The following is an 18,457-nucleotide window of genomic DNA, read 5'->3' on the forward strand; positions in this document are numbered from 1 at the left end:
CTACGCAGTATCAATCTGTAAGATATTCAGCTATTATTCTTCTCCTATCAGGATTTCCAGGATCTGAACAGCAGCCTTAGCCACTGAAGTACCCGGGCCGAAGATAGCAGCAACACCTGCTTTGTACAGGAAGTCGTAGTCCTGTGCAGGGATTACACCACCGGCGATGACGATGATGTCTTCGCGGCCTAACTTCTTCAGCTCATCGATAACCTGCGGGATCAATGTCTTGTGTCCGGCAGCCAGAGAAGAAACACCCATTACGTGAACGTCGTTTTCAACAGCCTGACGGGCAGCTTCTGCCGGAGTCTGGAACAACGGTCCCATATCCACGTCGAAACCACAGTCTGCATAACCTGTTGCAACAACCTTTGCACCACGGTCGTGTCCGTCCTGACCCATCTTAGCGATCATGATACGCGGCTGGCGACCTTCCTTCTTCGCAAACTTTTCAGTCAGCTCGCAAGCCTTAATGAAGTCTGCATCTTTCTTTGTTTCTGATGAATACACGCCTGATATAGTTCTGATGATTGCTTTATAACGTCCCACAACAACTTCGCAGGCATCCGAGATTTCTCCCAATGATGCACGCAGGCCAGCAGCCTTAACAGCCAGTTCCAGCAAGTTGCCTTTCTTAGTTTTCACACATTCAGTGATATCGGCCAATGCTTTCTGAACAGCTTCTTCGTCGCGGTTTTCACGCAACACCTTCAAATTGGCAATCTGTTCGTTACGAACGGCAGTGTTGTCGATTTCAAGGATATCGATCGGATCTTCTTTCGGCAGACGATATTTGTTAACACCAACGATTGTCTGAACACCTGAGTCGATACGAGCCTGTGTACGAGCAGCAGCTTCTTCGATACGCATCTTCGGAAGACCTGTTTCGATAGCTTTTGCCATACCGCCCATGCTTTCGATTTCCTGGATCAATGCCCAACCTTTGTGTACCAGTTCGTTTGTCAAAGATTCTACATAGTAAGAACCTGCCCACGGGTCGATTTCCTTACAAATCTTTGTTTCTTCCTGGATATAGATCTGTGTGTTACGAGCGATACGTGCAGAGAAGTCTGTCGGCAATGCGATAGCTTCGTCCAGCGCGTTGGTGTGCAGAGACTGTGTATGTCCCAGTGCAGCAGCCATAGCCTCGATACAAGTACGACCTACGTTATTGAACGGATCTTGTTCCGTCAACGACCATCCTGAAGTCTGGCAGTGAGTACGCAAAGCCAGTGATTTCGGGTTCTTGGCACCGAAGCTCTTCACGATCTTCGCCCACAACATACGTGCAGCACGCATCTTGGCGATTTCCATGAAGTGGTTCACACCGATAGCCCAGAAGAATGACAGACGCGGAGCGAATGCATCCACATCGATTCCTGCGTTCACACCGGCACGAAGATATTCCATACCGTCGCACAGTGTATAAGCCATTTCGATATCTGCCGTAGCACCGGCTTCCTGCATGTGGTAACCGGAGATAGAAATAGAGTTGAACTTCGGCATCTTCTGTGATGTATATTCGAAGATATCAGCGATGATCTTCATAGAGAATTCAGGCGGATAGATATAGGTGTTACGCACCATGAACTCTTTCAGGATATCGTTCTGAATTGTACCGGCCATTTCTTCCAACTTAGCGCCCTGTTCCAGACCTGCGTTGATGTAGAATGCCAATACCGGAAGAACGCCACCGTTCATGGTCATGGAAACAGACATCTTGTTCAAAGGAATACCAGCGAACAATACTTTCATGTTTTCCAGCGAACAGATGGATACACCTGCTTTACCAACGTCACCTACAACACGTTCGTTGTCGGCATCGTATCCGCGGTGTGTCGGAAGGTCGAATGCAACAGACAGACCTTTCTGACCGGAAGCCAAGTTACGACGATAGAATGCATTTGATTCTTCTGCGGTAGAGAAACCGGCATACTGACGGATTGTCCAGGGACGCATAGCGTACATACCGCTATACGGACCACGCAGATAAGGAGGCAGACCGGAAGCATAGTTCAGATGCTCCATTCCCTCCAGGTCTTCTTTCGTATAAACAGGTTTCACCTCGATATGCTCAGGTGTTTTCCAATCGGTTTCAATGCCATTGGCTTTTGCCCATTCGGCAGCATTGGTAGCTGCAAAACCGGCATTCTTGATATCTATGTTTTTAAAATTTGGTCTCATAATTGTTTCTACTTAAGCGATTCCTAATTTTGCGTTGAAAGCCTTCAATGTTTCGAGCACGTTGCTCTTTACATTGATAAATTGATCGATACCCTGAGCTTTCAGGTCTTCCATACATTCAGGAGCACCGGCTACAACGAACTCAGCACGTCCGGCCAATGCTTTATAAGCAGCAGGAGCATATTCTGCATATTCGTCATCACTAGAACAAAGAACAACGATCTGAGCACCTGCTTCCATCGCTGCATCAACGCCGGCTTCTACTGTTTCGAAACCTAAGTTATCAATTACCTTGTATCCTGCACAAGCAAAGAAGTTACTTGAGAACTGTGAACGGGCAATACGCATAGACAGGTTACCGATAGTCAACATAAACACTTTCGGAGTCTTACCGCTATTTTCCGTTGCCAGACGCAATGCTTCAAATTCAGATGCACCACGAGAGAAATCAAGAGGAGTAACAGTCGATTCACCACAAGAGTGACCACCGCCACAACAGCAGGAAGCTGTTTCTTTGATCTTACCGGCAGCTACTTCTGTGAAGTTCGGGAACTGGTTAGAACCCAGCAGGATTTCACGACGGGTAGCAACCGCTTTCTTACGGGCTACGTTAGAAGCATTTACTGCATTCTGTATGTTACCGTTAGCCACTTCAGCACCGAAACCGCCTTTGTCTTCTACTTCCAGGAACAGTTTCCAGGCAACGTCAGCCAACGAGTTAGTCAGTACTTCTACATAATAAGAACCGGCAGAAGGATCGACCACCTTATCCAGGTGACATTCTTCTTTCAGCAGTAATTGTTGGTTACGTGCGATACGTTCTGAGAAATCATCCGGAGTCTGATAAGTCTTATCGAACGGACGAACAGTGATAGAATCGACACCGGCCAAAGCGGCAGACATCGCTTCAGTCTGAGAACGCAACAGGTTTACGTGAGCATCGTAAACAGTCATGTTCCATTCGGAAGTCTGAGCATGTACATTCATCTTGCAGGCACAGTTGCATGCAGGATTGTAAGCAGCAACGATCTCAGCCCACAACCAACGGGCAGCACGGAACTTAGCGATTTCCATGAAGTAGTTGGAGCTAATACCCAGATTGAATTTGATCTTCTTGGCAACTTCGTCTGCGCTGAAACCGGCTTCAGTCAGCTTCGCCATCAGTTCGTTACCCCAAGCCAATGAATAACCCAGTTCCTGAGTGATATAAGCACCGGCATTGTTGAAGTAGAAACCGTTTACAGCTAATACTTTATAACCAGGTAAAGCCTGTCCTGCTTTGAGCACAGCAGATGCAGCTTCCACCCAATTTCCATTTTCTTTACCTTTCACTAACGGTTTCTTGAAAGGATCGTAGTTGACAGAACCGAAACATTTGTTCAGGTCTACATCTTTTCCTTTCAGGTAATATTCCAGGATGCCGATCAACTTTTCAGCCTTGCAGTTGCAAGTATTGAAGTTCAGTTCAGTAGCTTCCGGACAAATCCCGTTCAATAAAGTGGCAATATTTTCGGCATTTACTTCATCACCTTTGATGATGAAACCGAGTGAAGTAACACCTTTGGTCAGCAGGTCAAGAGCCTTTTCATTGGCTTCTTTGAAACATGTTACTTCGATGTTCTGGCGTACCTTCCAATCGTTATCCTTTTTTGTTCCGCGAACATAAGGGAATTCACCGGGAAGAGACTCGGTTGTCTTTAGTCCTTCGATGTCTTCTGCACGATAGAAAGGATTTACATTAAATCCTTCGCCTGTCTTCCAAACAAGCTTTTTCTCAAACGGAGCACCTTTCAGGTCAGCCGTGATCTTCGCCATCCATTCTTCAGTAGAGACCGGAGCGAAATCTGAGAAAAGTTTTTCTTTTAGTTCTGCCATAATATTAGTTATTTATAATACTGGTATTAGTAATTGTTCAATAGTATATTGTTCAATAACAGAGGGCAAAGGTAGAATAAATAAACAGGAAGAGCAATGAAAAATAAACGAAATTGCGCTTGCTTTTAACGCCTTTTAGTGGTACAAGGACAATTCTTGTATCATTCTGACAGAGCAGGATAAAATTCTTTACATTTTTTCCGCATAAAGAGAACATCGAAAAGAAATAATACTTAATTTTGCAGTGTCAAACAATGAAAACTATGACACGAAACGGTGCATTCGTCTAGTGGCCTAGGACGCCGCCCTCTCACGGCGGAAACTCGGGTTCGATCCCCGGACGCACTACTAAAAAAGCCTGCAGATTCATTTCTGCAGGCTTTTTTATTCATCCCCCACCACAGTGGGGATACTTTTTCACTGTAATAAAATTGCTATCCATAGTAGAGCTCTTATCCCGATCCATACTTTATAATGAGTGCTCCTGGCTGTTTCTGTGGATTAAAGTTAAGCAATCCGTGATTATTTCCAATAAGGGTTAACAGGAACCATCCGTTTTCTAAAACACGCTAAAAAAACGAAGCGATTATATCACTTTCGTTTCAAATTCTGTTTAATAATACATACCATAAACATAAAACAGAATTTGTCATGACGAAAGGAACAATTGGATTAAATGCAGGTACCATCTGGAATCTGTTACTGGATGGTGGATGTTGGAGTTTAGAGGAGCTAAAAAAAGCGACCTCATTGTGTGAAGCTGATTTATGGTCTGCAATCGGATGGCTAGCACGCGAAAATAAGATTCAGATCAAGAGTGCAAATTGCCAACTAGCTTTTTGTCCGGGAATGAATTACGATTTTTAGTGTATTATATTCCTTATGATAGAAAATAAAAAAAGCGACCATTTCTGATCGCTTTTTTATTTATCATAGATAGAATTAATATCTTCCACCGCCTCTGTTAGAGCCGTAGCCACCGCCACCTCTGTTAGAGCCGTAACCGCCACCACCTCTGTTAGAACCGTAGCAGCCTCTATTGCCGCCTCTGTCGCTTCTTTCTTCTCTGGGTCTGGCTTCTGTTACATTGATGATCTTTTCATCATAGCTTGCCTGGTTTAATTCTTCAATTGCTTTTTTTGCTAACTCTTCATCGCTTAATTCTACGAAACCAAATCCTCTTGAACGGCCGGTTTCTCTGTCTGTAATAACTTTTGCAGAAGTGATTTCACCATATTCTGCAAATAATTCTCTTAAGTCAGCATCTGTGATGTTGTAACTTAAATTTGAAATGTAAAGATTCATTTTGTAAACTTTAATTTTAATTGTTTATTGAGCCTGAATGTGTTGGATAAAAAGTTTACTTTACAAATCAAGTTGTGAGCAATTACTTCTGATACAAACTTAAGTCAATCTCAAATATGCTACAAATGTAATTGATTAATCCGGGTATTTTACTATAAAATCAACAAACTTCGTGAAAAATTCTGTTTTTTCCACTTTGTCCATATTTATTTCCTACTCCTACCGGAATAAAGCATTAACTACCAGGCTGTCTCCGTCGTTAGGAGCCGGCTTAATATCTAATAAACGTGCGATGATCTGATACAAATTCACATTTGCCATAGCCGGCAATTCTACATGCTGTTTGAAAGACGGTCCGGCGGCATAGAATATAGCCTGCATTTCCGGAGCGAAATTATCATACCCGTGTGTGGCTGCAAATCTTGGACGCGATTCGGTCCGGAAATCCAAATAGGTTCCTACATCCGGCATCACGAACAAATCGCCAATGCGGGGATTCGAGCCATAAATATATTTTTCAGGTATCTCATTTTTCTTCCACACTCTAATGTGAGGGACCTGCTTCAGAATAGCATACGCTTTATCCGTATATCCGGCTTTCGGATACAACAAAGTCGGGACACCGTCAAATACGTAATCAAAACTATCTCTGGGTAAGTAATCATTCAGATTAACATATTTATCCGGAGTATAGGTTGCCATCCCATGATCGGAAAGGACAATAAAATCTATTTTATCAAAGATATCCAGTTTGCGGGCTTCATTAAAGAAATGATTCAACACCCGGTCCAGTTCTTCTACCTTTTGCAAGGTTGCCGAAGAATCGGGGGTACAGATATGGCCGATCCCATCCGGTTCTTCTATATACCACATAACCAAATGAGGGCGTACATCTTCCGGCAAACGCAACCAGGCTACCACAGAATCCGCACGGTCTGAATAAGGAACATGTTTATCAAAAGGTTTCCAGATAGAAGGCTGACGTCCCTGAATCGGATATTCGCTGCCTACCCAGAAAAAAGAGGCGGTACGTACACCTTGTTTCTCCGCGGTATTCCAGATCGGTTCGCCGCCATAAAAACCAGGTGTCGGATCTGCCATACGATAAAGACTATCCAGGTCGGGAGCATAGAAAAAGTTATTGACCAAACCATGATGATCCGGATGTAAGCCGGTTGCCATACTATAATGGTTAGGAAAAGTGACACTCGGAAACGATGGACGGAAAGTTGAACGTATCCCGACTTTTGCCAGAGAGTCTAAGGTCGGGGTATAGGCACGATCCGGATAATCTGACCGAAAACCATCCATGGAAAGAACGACCACGTAACGGTCGTTATGCTTAGATGCAGAACAACCGGAGAGAAAAATACCGGCAAGAACTGCACATACTAAAAACAAACTTAAATATCTTTTCATATCCATATCAGCTAAAAAAAAGAGGTTCACAAAGATAGCGAACCTCTTCCGATTATTTAATTCAAATCACAAAATACCCAGTTAGAAAATATACTTTAAACCAACCTGGGCATGCCAGCGGGAAGGTATATCTTTATTCTTTACCATCTCACCCGGATCACGGAATTGATAAGAGGCAACACCATCCGCAATCTTGGTTGTCAGTGGTGCGAGGTCATATCCGGTAGCAGTCTGGTTATATAGTCCCCAGCTCTTATTGAATAAGTTACCAACATTTATTATATCGAAGTTGACCTGGATCGTATTCCGTTTACCGGCAATATCAACAAAGAAATCCTGTGCAATATGGAAATCGAAATGATGTTCGAAAGGCATTACCATCTGATAACGTTTCATATGTGTTCCTTTTGAGCCTCTTAATTCGTCATTACCATTTATCCATTTTGCCATAGCCTCTTTCTGTTCAGCGGGAGAAACTACGATCTTTTCATTTCCTACCGTCTTTGTGTACTCGGTAAAAGTCATTTTATCAAATTCGGCATCGGTGGGGACATACAGCAAATCATTGTTATAACCGTCATGATTAATATCCGAATAATCGAGCAGAGAATAACGACCGCCGGTTTGTCCGTTATAGAATAAGCTTACAGTTGTTGCAAAATGTTTTGCATATTCTTTCCGGTAAGAAACAGAGGCAATGATACGGTTACGAACATCAAAGCTCGACCAGGTTAATTCAGGATTAATATCACCGTAATAAGTTGGGTTGTATTTCCAACCGGAATAAGCCTGTGATGAATTTCCGTCGGTCAACGACTTAGCTTGTCCGTAAGTATAGGCTACCATGGCACTCAGACCGAAATCGAAATTCTTTTCCAATTTAGCTGACAGATTATAAGTATAACCATCGCTTGTATTCTTCAGGTACATTATCTGTGTAAAGTTGTTATCCTGCTTTTCATAAATAGGACGGTTATCACCACCATTATTCAATGTCTTTCCGGTCCACTGATAATTTGCATTTTCATACAAGATATTATTTAATGTTTTGGAATACAATCCTTCCAAAGTGGCTTTTACACCAAAGGGGAAAGTATGCTCCAATGCTAAATTGACACGGGCGACAGAAGGGAATTTAAAGTTTTTATCCGCCACATTGATCTCTGCAGTCGGGATAGCAGCATTACGATCATAATACTGTTTCGAAGGATCTACATTAAACTTGAATCCATCCAATTTAGCCGCTTCAAAACTTTCCTTGCTTGACAGGAAAGTCTCACTCAATTCGATACCGGCTTTCGAAATACTGTTTGAAAGCCAGACAAAAGGAACACGTCCCGTAAATATACCGGCACCACCACGCAATAAAGTTGTATGATCATCATTCAGGTTCCAGCGGAAACCGATACGGGGTGACCACAATATCCTGCTGGCCGGCATCCGGTCCGTCTTCAAATCCAAAGTAGAAGCTACCGATGAATTATTGAACAGGTCATTTGCCCTCGGAGTATCGAAAAAGACAGGAATGTCCAAACGCAAACCGTAAGTAAGACGGAAATCATTTGTCACTCTCCATTCATCCTGTGCATAAAAACCTAATTGGGCAGCACCAAAAGCCGGAGCCCAACGATTTGTCCCGGTTATTTCCTCACGCGAATAAGCATAGGTATAACGCTTCGGCATCATCTCGTTAGCTGTTCCCACAGAAAGAAAATCATCCAGTGAACTGTATACATACGAACCATAATTATTAGCAATAAACAAGTTCTCCATATGGAAGAATTCGTTATGTGTACCAAAGGTCAGGGAATGATTTCCCTTATTCCATGTAACATTATCCGCCAAAGTAAAGATACGCTGGTCCAATGCATTAGCTGCAGAAAAAGGTTCCATACCGAATTTGAGTGTAGCTCCGTTTGTCATGTTGTCAATCTGTACGGCAGGCAATGCTTGTCCAATCGGATCACGACTGTCACTCACACTTGTCCAACCGAAACGAAGTTCATTGGACCAGGCTGAATTGAACTGTGTATTTAATTCTGCTACTAACGAATGAGTTGTATTGTTCATATAATAACCGTAATGGTTCAGGTTAGCAGTTAAAGCACCATTCGAGAAAACCATTCTGCGGGCATCCAACCAACTGTAACGCAAGGTAAATTTATTCTTCCGGTTGATATTCCAGTCGATACGTGCCAGGATTTTATCTGAACGGGTGTCGATATCCTGTATGCCATAGCCACCACCGTCATAACCGCCAGTCAGCTCTGATATCTTATTAATAACCTGTTCTACTTCACTGGTACTCAACTTTGAACCTTCCTCCCCGATATTATTGGAAGACGGATAAGTTTCCTTCACCCGTTCATAGTTCGCAAAAAAGAACAATTTATTTTTAATGATCGGTCCGCCCAGTGTCAACCCATAAGTACCGCTACTCTGATCACCTAATTTTGCACGGTTAATCACATTCTTTCCAGGAGTTTTACCATAGAAGTTCTCATTATTATAATACCAATATCCTGAACCGTGGAAAGTATTGGTACCCGACTTAGTGATCGCATTGATCCCACCTCCGGTAAAACCACTCTGACGAACATCAAAAGGAGCGACAACAACCTGCAACTCTTCGATAGCTTCCAGAGAAATAGGATTGGCACCTGCCTGGTCTCCATTGGTTCCACTCGAAGAAAGGCCGAATACGTCATTGTTCACTGTCCCATCGATCTGGAACGAATTATATTTATTACTGGAACCGGCAAACGACATACCGCTTCCCGTATTCACTCCCATAGGGTTCATTTTCGTAATATCAAAAACACTACGGTTAACGGAAGGGGTAGACAAGATCTGTTCCTGATTAAAATTCTGGGCTGCCCCTGTTTTCTGAGAATTAAACAGCGCGGCCTTCGAAGCCGTTACAACCACTTCGTCCAACGATAACGATTCCGTCAAATTGACATCGAGGAGATAAGTTTCACCCAATTGAAGAGTAATGTTTTTATATATAGCTTTCTGATATCCGACATAAGACACTTCTACCGTATACGGGCCACCGATACGCATTCCCTGTAAACTATAACGCCCGTCGACATTTGTCACTGTTCCATATGTAGTACCGGAAGGTTCATGGACAGCTTGTACTGTCGCTCCAATCAGCAGTTCGCCTTCCGCCGTCACTTTTCCACTAATCCCGGAAGTTGTAACCTGGGCATCCAATGCAAATGTCAGATAAAAAAGAAAAAGAATGAATACAAATAAGCCCCTCATACTAAGTAGTGTTTAAATAAAACAATCAATACATTTTTTATAAAACACCACAAAGATATATAATCTATATTACGAAACCACTACGATTCCTCTTGATTTTTATGGTCTTTCTTAAATATTTCTATTTTCTCTCAGGCTATCTGCAATATCCTGATGCTGCCTGGCAAGCTCTTCTTCACCCACGTAACGATATGCCTCGGCCAGATACTCGTGTGCTGAAGCATGTTTCGGCTTTATGGATACGGCTTTTTGAAGGTCTGCAACAGCTTCTTCATAATACTTCATACGCAGGTAACATTTTCCACGGTTATACCTGGCTTTAAATGAAAGAGGACTCAACCGAATAGCTTCGTTCAAAGCAACCTGGGCATCATAAGTTTCACCCAAATCCAGCAATGTAACCCCTTTACGAACCCATGCATCCACATATTCCGGATAAAGTTTCAACGCTTTATCAAAAGAACGTAAAGCGGCATTCGGATCATTGGCCTTTGTAACACATTCGTTCCCCATCAAATAATACTCATGAGCATATTCTTTCAGTATTTCCCGCTGTGCATACAGTTCCTCTTTCAATTTCTTTATTTGTTCCTGCTGCGTATTGATCCGTTGAAGTTTGGAACGAAGCAACCGTTGAACCAAAGGATTACCGAGTTCATTGCGTTTTCCGACTGCCATGGAAAATGACTCTACAGCATTCTTCATATTTCCACGGTTAAAATCATGAACCGCACGTGCATAGAGGAGTTCAGCCTCACTTTCACGAAGACTTTTATCAATGAGTTCCTTATTATTAAAGATCTGACTGAACTGAACAATCTCCCTACGTACAAATATATCATGAGAAGTAACCCGGCTCTTTAAGATCAGTCCTTCAAGTGAAGTACAGCGACTTAGAGCGACATAAGTTTGTCCTCCAGCAAAAACACCTCCGGTAAGATCCACTACAACCCGGCTGAAAGTAAGTCCCTGACTTTTATGTACAGTAATAGCCCAGGCCAGACGGATAGGTAATTGTTCGAATGTTCCGACAATTTCTTCCTCTATCCTCTTTTCCTTTTCATTATATTTATACTTATAATTACGCCATGAAGTCGGCTCAACCAAATGTTCGATTCCATTTTCAAGCAAGACATAAACATTTCCATTCTCATCAATACCGGATACCATTCCGATAGTTCCGTTCACCCAGCGCCGTTCATGATCATTATCGATAAAAATAACCTGTGCCTGATCTTTTATTGCCAGGTTCAGTTGAGTTGGTAAAGACGATTCCGGGAAATCGCCGTCTATACGTCCTGTAGAAATAAATTCCTCACCGGGAAGTTCCGATAATCTTTTTTCATTGATAAAATCCACCTGGTCACGACGCGTAGCTAACGTTATATACATATCTTCGTTGCGTGGGACAAACTCCGGAAAATAACGACCATTCAATGTATCCAGTTCTTGCTTCCTGGCCGCATTATTGCGTATCCGGTCCAAGATATTGATAAAGACAGGATCCGTTTGGCGATATACTTTCTGCAATTCTATCGGCACCAGGTTGATAGAGTTAAAAACGCGGGCCGAGAAAAAGAACGGACTGGCATAGAACAGACTCAATATCTCTTTCTGGTCCGATGGGACCACCGGCTCCAACTGAAAGACATCTCCAACAAACAATAATTGTTTACCTCCGAAAGGTAAACGCATATTTCCGGAAAACACACGTAAAATACGATCTACACAATCAATTATATCGGCCCGTACCATCGAAATCTCGTCTATAATGATCAGCTCCACTTCTGAAATAATCTTCCGGTGTTCCTTTCTGTATTTAAAGAATTCAAAAATTCTTCCATCTTTCAGGCTCAGATCCGGATCATCGGGCAACATTGGACGGAACGGTAATTTAAAGAAAGAATGTAACGTCACTCCCTCTGCATTTATCGCAGCAATCCCGGTCGGTGCTAATACAACATATTTCTTTTTGGTATGAGCACAGATATACTTGAGAAATGTAGACTTACCCGTACCTGCTTTCCCGGTCAGGAAAACAGACTGGCGCGTGTGAGTGATCAGTTGCAAAGCATCCTGAAACTCCTTGTTGTCTGTATCTAATTGAAATTCCAATCGCGTAAATTTTGAGTTGACAAAGCTAAAGAATATTTTAAATACTGCCCTAAAAAAGGATATAATTTATTTGGATATATCCTTTTTTAAAGCTTAATTTGTGATATCAAAATAATATCAAATAATTATCATTACGAAATCATAAGAAAGAGCATTTAATGACATCAGTATTTCGGTTTTATCGGCAATATTATCAATGTTTGATCAACCGGTTATCAATACCGGAACATTGTACCAATGATTCTAAATTTTTAATATTAATATAAGTGATGGCCAAAAAAGAGAATGCAACCAAAAATTTTGTCCTGCGAATCGATGCAGATATGATGGATGCTATCGAAACATGGGCTGCGGACGAGTTCCGCAGCACCAATGGCCAGATCCAGTACATTCTGGACCAGGCTTTACGCAAAGCCGGCCGGCTAAAAAAGAAAAAGCAATCGAAACAAGAAGAGGAATAAATTACGATAACTCTAAAGCACGTCTACATAAAAAACTTTTTCTCCCGAGAGAAAAAGAAAAAACATCCGAAAGAAATTTTATTTTCCTTCGGATGCTTTTTTATATCAGTATTAATACGACTTGTAAAAGATCAGAAATATATACAATAAGCTGTTCTATTAGCGGCTGATAAATAACCAGGCATCCTTATATTTCTCATTAGTACGAAGCGTAGACATATAAGTTTCGGCTTGTTCGCGATTATCGAATTTATCAGCATAAATACGATATTTTCCATCACGGGCCACTTTACTAACATGCTTACATTCGTTACGATCTACACCGGCAATGTATTTATCTGCCTGTTCTGCTGTCGGAAAACTGGCTATTACGATGTGATACATTTTAGGAGCAGGTATTTTTTCAACAGATTTGGAAACAGCCTCCTGTTTTTTAACCTTGGGAACAGCGGTTACAACTGCAGTATTCTTTTTTATCTCTGCCGCTTTTGACTCCTTTGCCACAGACACAGTCGGTGAAACTTCTTCCACTTTCATTTCCGGAACACTTTTAGCAACCATTTCTGTTGGAACAAAACTGGCCGTATAAGCAGCTTGGTTCACATCCTTTACCGGAGTTGATACCAATAGGAATAAAGCGAGAGCGGCCGCAGAAGCAACAGCGACGCGGAGAAATTTTCGATTAACCGGAATGTATAAGATATCTTTCTTTTTCTTTCCCGCCAATAGAACAGCTTCTTCACGTTCTGCCAAAACAGGTTTCAACTGCGGAAAATGAAATGCAGCCAAGCCATAAGAAACAATGCTAAAGGAATCTGAATTACCCGGATGGAAAATAACCTGTCCTTCCATTCCCAGGCTAAAGGTTCCTAATACACCCAGGGATAATTTCTTTTCCTCCTGCAAAGCAGCTTTCATATCTTCAACATCTTCCTCCAACATTAACTGTGCTTTTCGGTAATTCACATCATACATTTGCATATATGATTCCGATAGTAAGCCGTCGTTATGTTGTAATGTGATGTTAAAAACAATTTCTTTGCGTTGCGGATTAAACAAATGATCTGCCCCGTTGTAAACGGAAGAGACCGTTTGCAGCACAAAACCACCGAATTTCGGCACAATTACGCAATCGTGCACCAGCAATAGTCGCTCTATATGTGTTATTATCCTTAGCATAAGACAAAGGTAGATATTTATTCGTGAATTTACAAAACAAAAAACGGTACAATTTTCTACCTTTGTCTCTCATATAACAAATGCAATGTACTGGTCATATCAACCTATATATTTAATAAAAGTAATCCCCTTTTTAGGAGGATGGCTGGCAGATCGCCTATTGGGTGATCCGGAAGGGTGGCCCCATCCCATTATATGGTTCGGCAAATTAATTTCTTTCGGTGAAAAGAAACTCAATGTAGGAAACAATCGTTTCTATAAAGGGGCTTTACTTACATTGGTCCTTGTTACAGGCATCTATTTCCTGACTTATTTACTTCTGCGATGGGGGGCAGTAATCAACACACAGTTTTATGCACTGCTTGTCGGAGTCGGAGTTTTCTATTGTCTGGCAGGAAAAACATTGATTACAGAAGTAAAAGCAGTTTTTGAAGCTGTAGACCGGAGCGTAGAAGAAGGGCGTATGCAGGTCGGTCGTATTGTCGGTCGCGACACTTCACATCTATCTCCTCAGGAAATCAGGGCGGCTGCCCTGGAAACATTAGCAGAAAACTTGAGCGACGGTGTTATTGCTCCCATGTTTTGGTTTGCTCTGCTGGGATTGCCCGGCATGATGGCTTATAAAATGATCAATACACTCGACTCCATGATCGGTTATAAAAATGAACGATATAAAGACTTCGGACAAGCAGCCGCCCGACTGGATGATGTAGCCAATTATATCCCAGCCCGGTTAACAGCCTGCCTGATGCTATTGGTTTCCGGTAACTGGCATAGAAGAAACTATCTCCAACAGTTCGGCCGTGCACATCTCAGTCCCAACTCAGGTTATCCGGAGGCTGCCCTGGCTGCTATCCTGGACTGTCGTTTCGGAGGAACACACGACTATTTTGGCCAGTCTGTTGAAAAACCATATATTGGCATCAACGACAGAGCTTTTACTGTAGAAGACATGTTAATTGCTACTAAAATAAACAGCAATACAGAACTGGCAATGGGATTGCTTGTTTGTCTTTTATCACTATTATTACATTAAAGACAATTATATACAATGGAAATAAGACTAAACAAATTACTTAGTGATGCAGGTTATTGCTCACGCAGGGAAGCGGACAAGTTCATAGAAATGGGACGGGTTACCGTTAATGGTAAACAACCGGAAGTCGGACAGAAGGTCAGTAAATCCGACATTGTCATGCTGGATGATATCCAGATCAATGTAGGTAAATACGAAAGTCAGACTCAAGAACATTCGCGTGCCGTAGTCGGCAAAACCCAAAATCTGGTTTTCGGTGAAACAACAAAAGCGCCGGAGAAAAAAGAAAAAAAGACTATAGCTGCACCTAAAGCAGAAAACAGTAATAAACCGTCTGGTTCCGGCAGTACATTGAGACCCGGAAAATACGTAAAATACAACAAATATGCAGCTGCAAGAAAAGCTGCAAAAAGTGGAACCAAACCGAAGGAGAAGCTGAGTCCGGAAGAAAAAGCGTTGAAAGATGCATTACAACCGAAGTTCGGCAAATCGTTAGGAAAAGCAGCTGTTGCACAACGTCTAGCCGCATCACCAAAGTCGGCCAGCCTGCGGAAGACCAGTAAAAACAACCCTTTAAACAAGGCTAAACGTACTGCTTCCCGTAACAAACCTAAAGATGAATAAAGTGTCGGATAAGCATATTGTACTTATAACCGGGGGACAACGTTCGGGTAAAAGCGGATACGCACAAAAGTTAGCCTTATCATTAAGCACTAACCCGGTTTATCTGGCTACCTCTCGCGTATGGGACGAGGAATTCCGTCAACGTGTTCTTCGCCACCAGGCCGACCGTGGTCCGGAATGGACAAACATCGAAGAAGAAAAATACCTGAGCCGTCATAACCTGGAAGGCCGTGTAGTTGTAATAGATTGCGTCACCCTATGGGGAACTAATTTCTTTTTTGACAATGAAAGCAATGTCGATCTGTCACTCAAAGAACTAAAAGAAGAATTCAACCGATTGGCCGAACAGCATGCTTATCTCATCTTTGTTACCAATGAAATAGGATTGGGAGGCGTATCACCCGATCCGGTACAGCGCAAGTTCACCGACTTACAGGGATGGCTGAACCAATACATTGCCTCCCGTGCCAATGAAGTCGTACTGATGATAAGTGGAATACCCATGAAAATAAAAGAATAACAAAATAATAAAACAATGATTACCTTTCATATTGAAAAACCGGATACTGCTATTGCGGAAGCACTACAAGAAAAAATAAACAACCTGACCAAACCTAAAGGTTCGTTAGGCAGATTGGAAGAAATAGCCCTTCAGGTCGGGCTGATTCAGCAGACACTTACTCCTGCATTAAATCATCCTGTCAATGTTATATACGCTTCCGATCATGGCATTGCCGATGAAGGAGTAAGCAAATCCCCAAAGGAAGTCACCCGACAAGTGATCCACAATTTCCTGAATGGTGGAGCCGGTGTCTGTTTCCTTGCACGTCAACACGGCTTCGATATAAAGATCGTCGACGGCGGGGTTGATTTCGATTTTCCTGTGATCCCGCAATTAATAGACCGTAAAATCAGAAAAGGAACCCGCAACTTCCTCCACGAAGCAGCTATGACTCGTGAAGAAATGGAATTGGCTCTTCAGTATGGTGCCGACATCGTTTCCAACTGCCATAAAGAAGGATGCAATGTTATCAGTTTCGGAGAAATGGGTATAGGTAACACAGCTGCATCCAGCATGTGGATGACTTGCCTCACAGGTATTCCTTTAATCGAATGTGTGGGTGCCGGAAGTGGTTTGGACAGCAACGGAGTGCAACATAAATATAATGTGTTAAAAGCAGCTCTTGAAAACTACAAAGGCGATAACAGTGCTTTAGATGTAATCAGTTATTTCGGAGGTTATGAAATGGTCATGGCGGTAGGTGGAATGCTCCGGGCGGCTGAACTCAAAATGCTCATCCTTGTCGATGGCTTTATTATGACCAATTGTGTGTTGGCAGCTTCCCGTCTCTATCCGGACATGCTCCCCTATTGCATATTCGGACATTGCGGAGATGAAGCAGGACACAGAAAAGTGTTGGATGTCCTCCAGGCAGAGCCGGTATTAAATCTGGGACTACGCTTAGGAGAAGGTTCCGGTTCAGTATGCGCATACCCGATCATCGACTCAGCTATACGTATGATAAATGAAATGCATACTTTCCAGCAAGCTGCTGTGACAAAATATTTCTAACCGAATGGTATTCCATTCCTAACATTTATATATATGTTACGTATATTGGCTGCATTCATATTCTTTACACGTCTACCTTTCTGGAAACTGGCCGAGGTACCCGCCGAATATTTCAAAAATATAGTTAGCCGGTGGGCATTGGTCGGTTGGTTTACTGCCGGATTAATGGTTATCGTATTGTATGCAGGTTCTCTTATTCTACCGGCCGGAATCGCTTTGACACTAGCAATGATAACCCGATTATTAATTACAGGCTGTTTACATGAAGACGGACTGGCGGATTTCTTTGACGGATTTGGAGGAGGTACCAGTCGGGAACGAATATTGACCATCATGAAAGATTCTCACATAGGAAGTTATGGAGTAATCGGTTTGATCTGTTATTTCGGCCTGTATTACTTATTACTCAGTAGCCTCCCTGTTGAATTAGCAGGCTGTGCCATACTCGCCGGCGATCCTTATAGTAAAGGAGTTGCTGGAATGATCATTAATCGTCTTCCATATGCCCGGAAAGAAGAGGAAGCTAAAAATAAGACAGTATATAGCCGCATGACGACAGGAGAATATATATTCAGTCTTATTTGCCTATTAGTTCCTTTGTGCTGGTTACCAGAACCGGTTTATTTTTTAGCTGCTCTTCTTCCCGTCACCACCTGGTATATGCTGACAGCACTCATGAGTAAGAAAATACAAGGATACACGGGGGATTGTTGCGGAGCCACATTTTTACTTTGCGAATTGAGCTTTTACCTGGGGATAGCTGTTATATATACAACAACACTTTAAATTATACCATATGAATATCTATTTGATCAGACACACCTCTGTCGATGTTCCTGCAGGCTATGCCTATGGGCAGACAGATGTTGCATTACGTCCGTCTTTTGAAGAAGAGGCTGAAAAAGTAAAAGAATCACTCTCCGGACTAAGCTTCGATAAAATTTGGTGTAGCCCATTAACACGTTGTGTACGGCTCGCATCTTACTGTGGTTATCCGGAAGCAACACGAGAAGACCGGGTAAAAGAGCTTAATTTCGGAGAGTGGGAAATGAAATCCTGGGAAGAGTTATCCTCTGATCCCCGTTCCGAAGCCTGGTTTGCAGACTGGATCAATACCAAAACACCTGGAGGGGAATCCTTAAAAGATCAGTATGAACGTGTCAGCTCGTTTCTTGAAGAAATCAGAAAAAGCGGACTACAAGATGTATGTATATTTGCTCATGGCGGCGTTTTAACCTGCGCACGGGTCTATGCAGGAGAATATGATATCAAAGAAGCCTTCAAAAATGTACCCTCCTATGGAGAGATTATTAAACTATCTTTCGACTAACTGTTTTGTTTAAATACAAAGAATCATATCATAAAAGATATGTGGATTGAAACAGCATTATGGTTTAGGCAGCTTCATAGGCTTCG

The 18,457-nt window shown here is 42.4% G+C and carries 15 protein-coding genes and 1 tRNA gene; 9 read left to right on the forward strand and 7 right to left on the reverse strand.

Going from position 1 to position 18,457, the window contains the following annotated elements; translation table 11 throughout:
* Positions 1-33: 33 nt before the first annotated feature.
* The gene (gene scpA, locus BQ7394_RS18655) at positions 34-2,184 is read right to left on the reverse strand and encodes a methylmalonyl-CoA mutase (RefSeq protein WP_075558790.1); all 2,151 of its coding nucleotides are present in this window, start codon (positions 2,182-2,184) and stop codon (positions 34-36) included.
* 12 nt (positions 2,185-2,196) lie between these two features.
* The gene (gene mutA / locus BQ7394_RS18660; RefSeq protein WP_075558791.1) at positions 2,197-4,059 is read right to left on the reverse strand and encodes a methylmalonyl-CoA mutase small subunit; all 1,863 of its coding nucleotides are present in this window, start codon (positions 4,057-4,059) and stop codon (positions 2,197-2,199) included.
* Positions 4,060-4,334: 275 nt separating this feature from the next.
* Between mutA and BQ7394_RS18665 the strand changes: the two genes are divergently transcribed.
* Positions 4,335-4,407, forward strand: a tRNA-Glu gene (locus tag BQ7394_RS18665).
* A 303-nt stretch (positions 4,408-4,710) separates the two neighbouring features.
* A complete protein-coding gene (locus BQ7394_RS18670) occupies positions 4,711-4,926 on the forward strand; it encodes a winged helix-turn-helix domain-containing protein (RefSeq protein WP_075558792.1) in 216 nt (71 codons plus the stop codon).
* Between the two features lie 75 nt (positions 4,927-5,001).
* Here BQ7394_RS18670 and BQ7394_RS18675 read toward each other — a convergent pair whose 3' ends face one another.
* The 4 genes from BQ7394_RS18675 to BQ7394_RS18690 form a co-directional block, all read right to left on the reverse strand.
* The gene (locus BQ7394_RS18675; protein WP_075558793.1) at positions 5,002-5,364 is read right to left on the reverse strand and encodes an RNA recognition motif domain-containing protein; all 363 of its coding nucleotides are present in this window, start codon (positions 5,362-5,364) and stop codon (positions 5,002-5,004) included.
* A 219-nt stretch (positions 5,365-5,583) separates the two neighbouring features.
* Positions 5,584-6,783 (reverse strand): alkaline phosphatase family protein, encoded by a 1,200-nt coding sequence (locus tag BQ7394_RS18680; RefSeq protein WP_075560121.1) that lies wholly within the window; start codon positions 6,781-6,783, stop codon positions 5,584-5,586.
* Between the two features lie 81 nt (positions 6,784-6,864).
* On the reverse strand, positions 6,865-10,053 hold the full coding sequence (locus BQ7394_RS18685) for a TonB-dependent receptor (protein WP_075558794.1): 3,189 nt from the start codon (positions 10,051-10,053) through the stop codon (positions 6,865-6,867).
* Between the two features lie 111 nt (positions 10,054-10,164).
* Positions 10,165-12,168: a tetratricopeptide repeat protein gene (locus tag BQ7394_RS18690; RefSeq protein ID WP_075558795.1), complete on the reverse strand. Its 2,004-nt coding sequence runs from the start codon at positions 12,166-12,168 to the stop codon at positions 10,165-10,167.
* Between the two features lie 269 nt (positions 12,169-12,437).
* On the opposite strand from BQ7394_RS18690, the gene BQ7394_RS18695 reads away from it, so the two are divergent.
* The gene (locus BQ7394_RS18695; protein WP_075558796.1) at positions 12,438-12,629 is read left to right on the forward strand and encodes a type II toxin-antitoxin system antitoxin; all 192 of its coding nucleotides are present in this window, start codon (positions 12,438-12,440) and stop codon (positions 12,627-12,629) included.
* 159 nt (positions 12,630-12,788) lie between these two features.
* Here the strand turns inward: BQ7394_RS18695 and BQ7394_RS18700 are convergent, their stop codons facing one another.
* Entirely contained in the window at positions 12,789-13,808 is a 1,020-nt protein-coding gene (locus BQ7394_RS18700; RefSeq protein WP_075558797.1) for an HU domain-containing protein, read from the reverse strand.
* 85 nt (positions 13,809-13,893) lie between these two features.
* On the opposite strand from BQ7394_RS18700, the gene cbiB reads away from it, so the two are divergent.
* From cbiB to cobC, 6 genes are read left to right on the forward strand one after another with little or no spacing between them, the layout of a single operon-like run.
* Positions 13,894-14,844, forward strand: a complete 951-nt coding sequence (gene cbiB, locus BQ7394_RS18705; protein ID WP_075558798.1) for an adenosylcobinamide-phosphate synthase CbiB — start codon at positions 13,894-13,896, stop codon at positions 14,842-14,844.
* A 15-nt stretch (positions 14,845-14,859) separates the two neighbouring features.
* Entirely contained in the window at positions 14,860-15,468 is a 609-nt protein-coding gene (locus tag BQ7394_RS18710) for a S4 domain-containing protein (protein WP_075558799.1), read from the forward strand.
* Positions 15,461-15,988 carry a bifunctional adenosylcobinamide kinase/adenosylcobinamide-phosphate guanylyltransferase gene (locus BQ7394_RS18715; protein ID WP_075558800.1) on the forward strand — a complete coding sequence of 176 codons (528 nt, stop codon included), beginning with the start codon at positions 15,461-15,463 and terminating at the stop codon, positions 15,986-15,988. The genes BQ7394_RS18710 and BQ7394_RS18715 overlap by 8 nt, the downstream gene beginning before the upstream one ends.
* Before the next feature lie 15 nt (positions 15,989-16,003).
* Entirely contained in the window at positions 16,004-17,041 is a 1,038-nt protein-coding gene (cobT, locus tag BQ7394_RS18720) for a nicotinate-nucleotide--dimethylbenzimidazole phosphoribosyltransferase (RefSeq protein ID WP_075558801.1), read from the forward strand.
* Positions 17,042-17,074: 33 nt separating this feature from the next.
* Complete coding sequence (locus BQ7394_RS18725) at positions 17,075-17,827, forward strand: adenosylcobinamide-GDP ribazoletransferase (protein WP_075558802.1); 753 nt, start codon at positions 17,075-17,077, stop codon at positions 17,825-17,827.
* Positions 17,828-17,837: 10 nt separating this feature from the next.
* On the forward strand, positions 17,838-18,371 hold the full coding sequence (cobC, locus tag BQ7394_RS18730; protein ID WP_075558803.1) for an alpha-ribazole phosphatase: 534 nt from the start codon (positions 17,838-17,840) through the stop codon (positions 18,369-18,371).
* Positions 18,372-18,457 lie beyond the last annotated feature (86 nt).

The organism is Parabacteroides timonensis, assembly GCF_900128505.1.
Taxonomy (GTDB): Bacteria; Bacteroidota; Bacteroidia; order Bacteroidales; family Tannerellaceae; genus Parabacteroides; species Parabacteroides timonensis.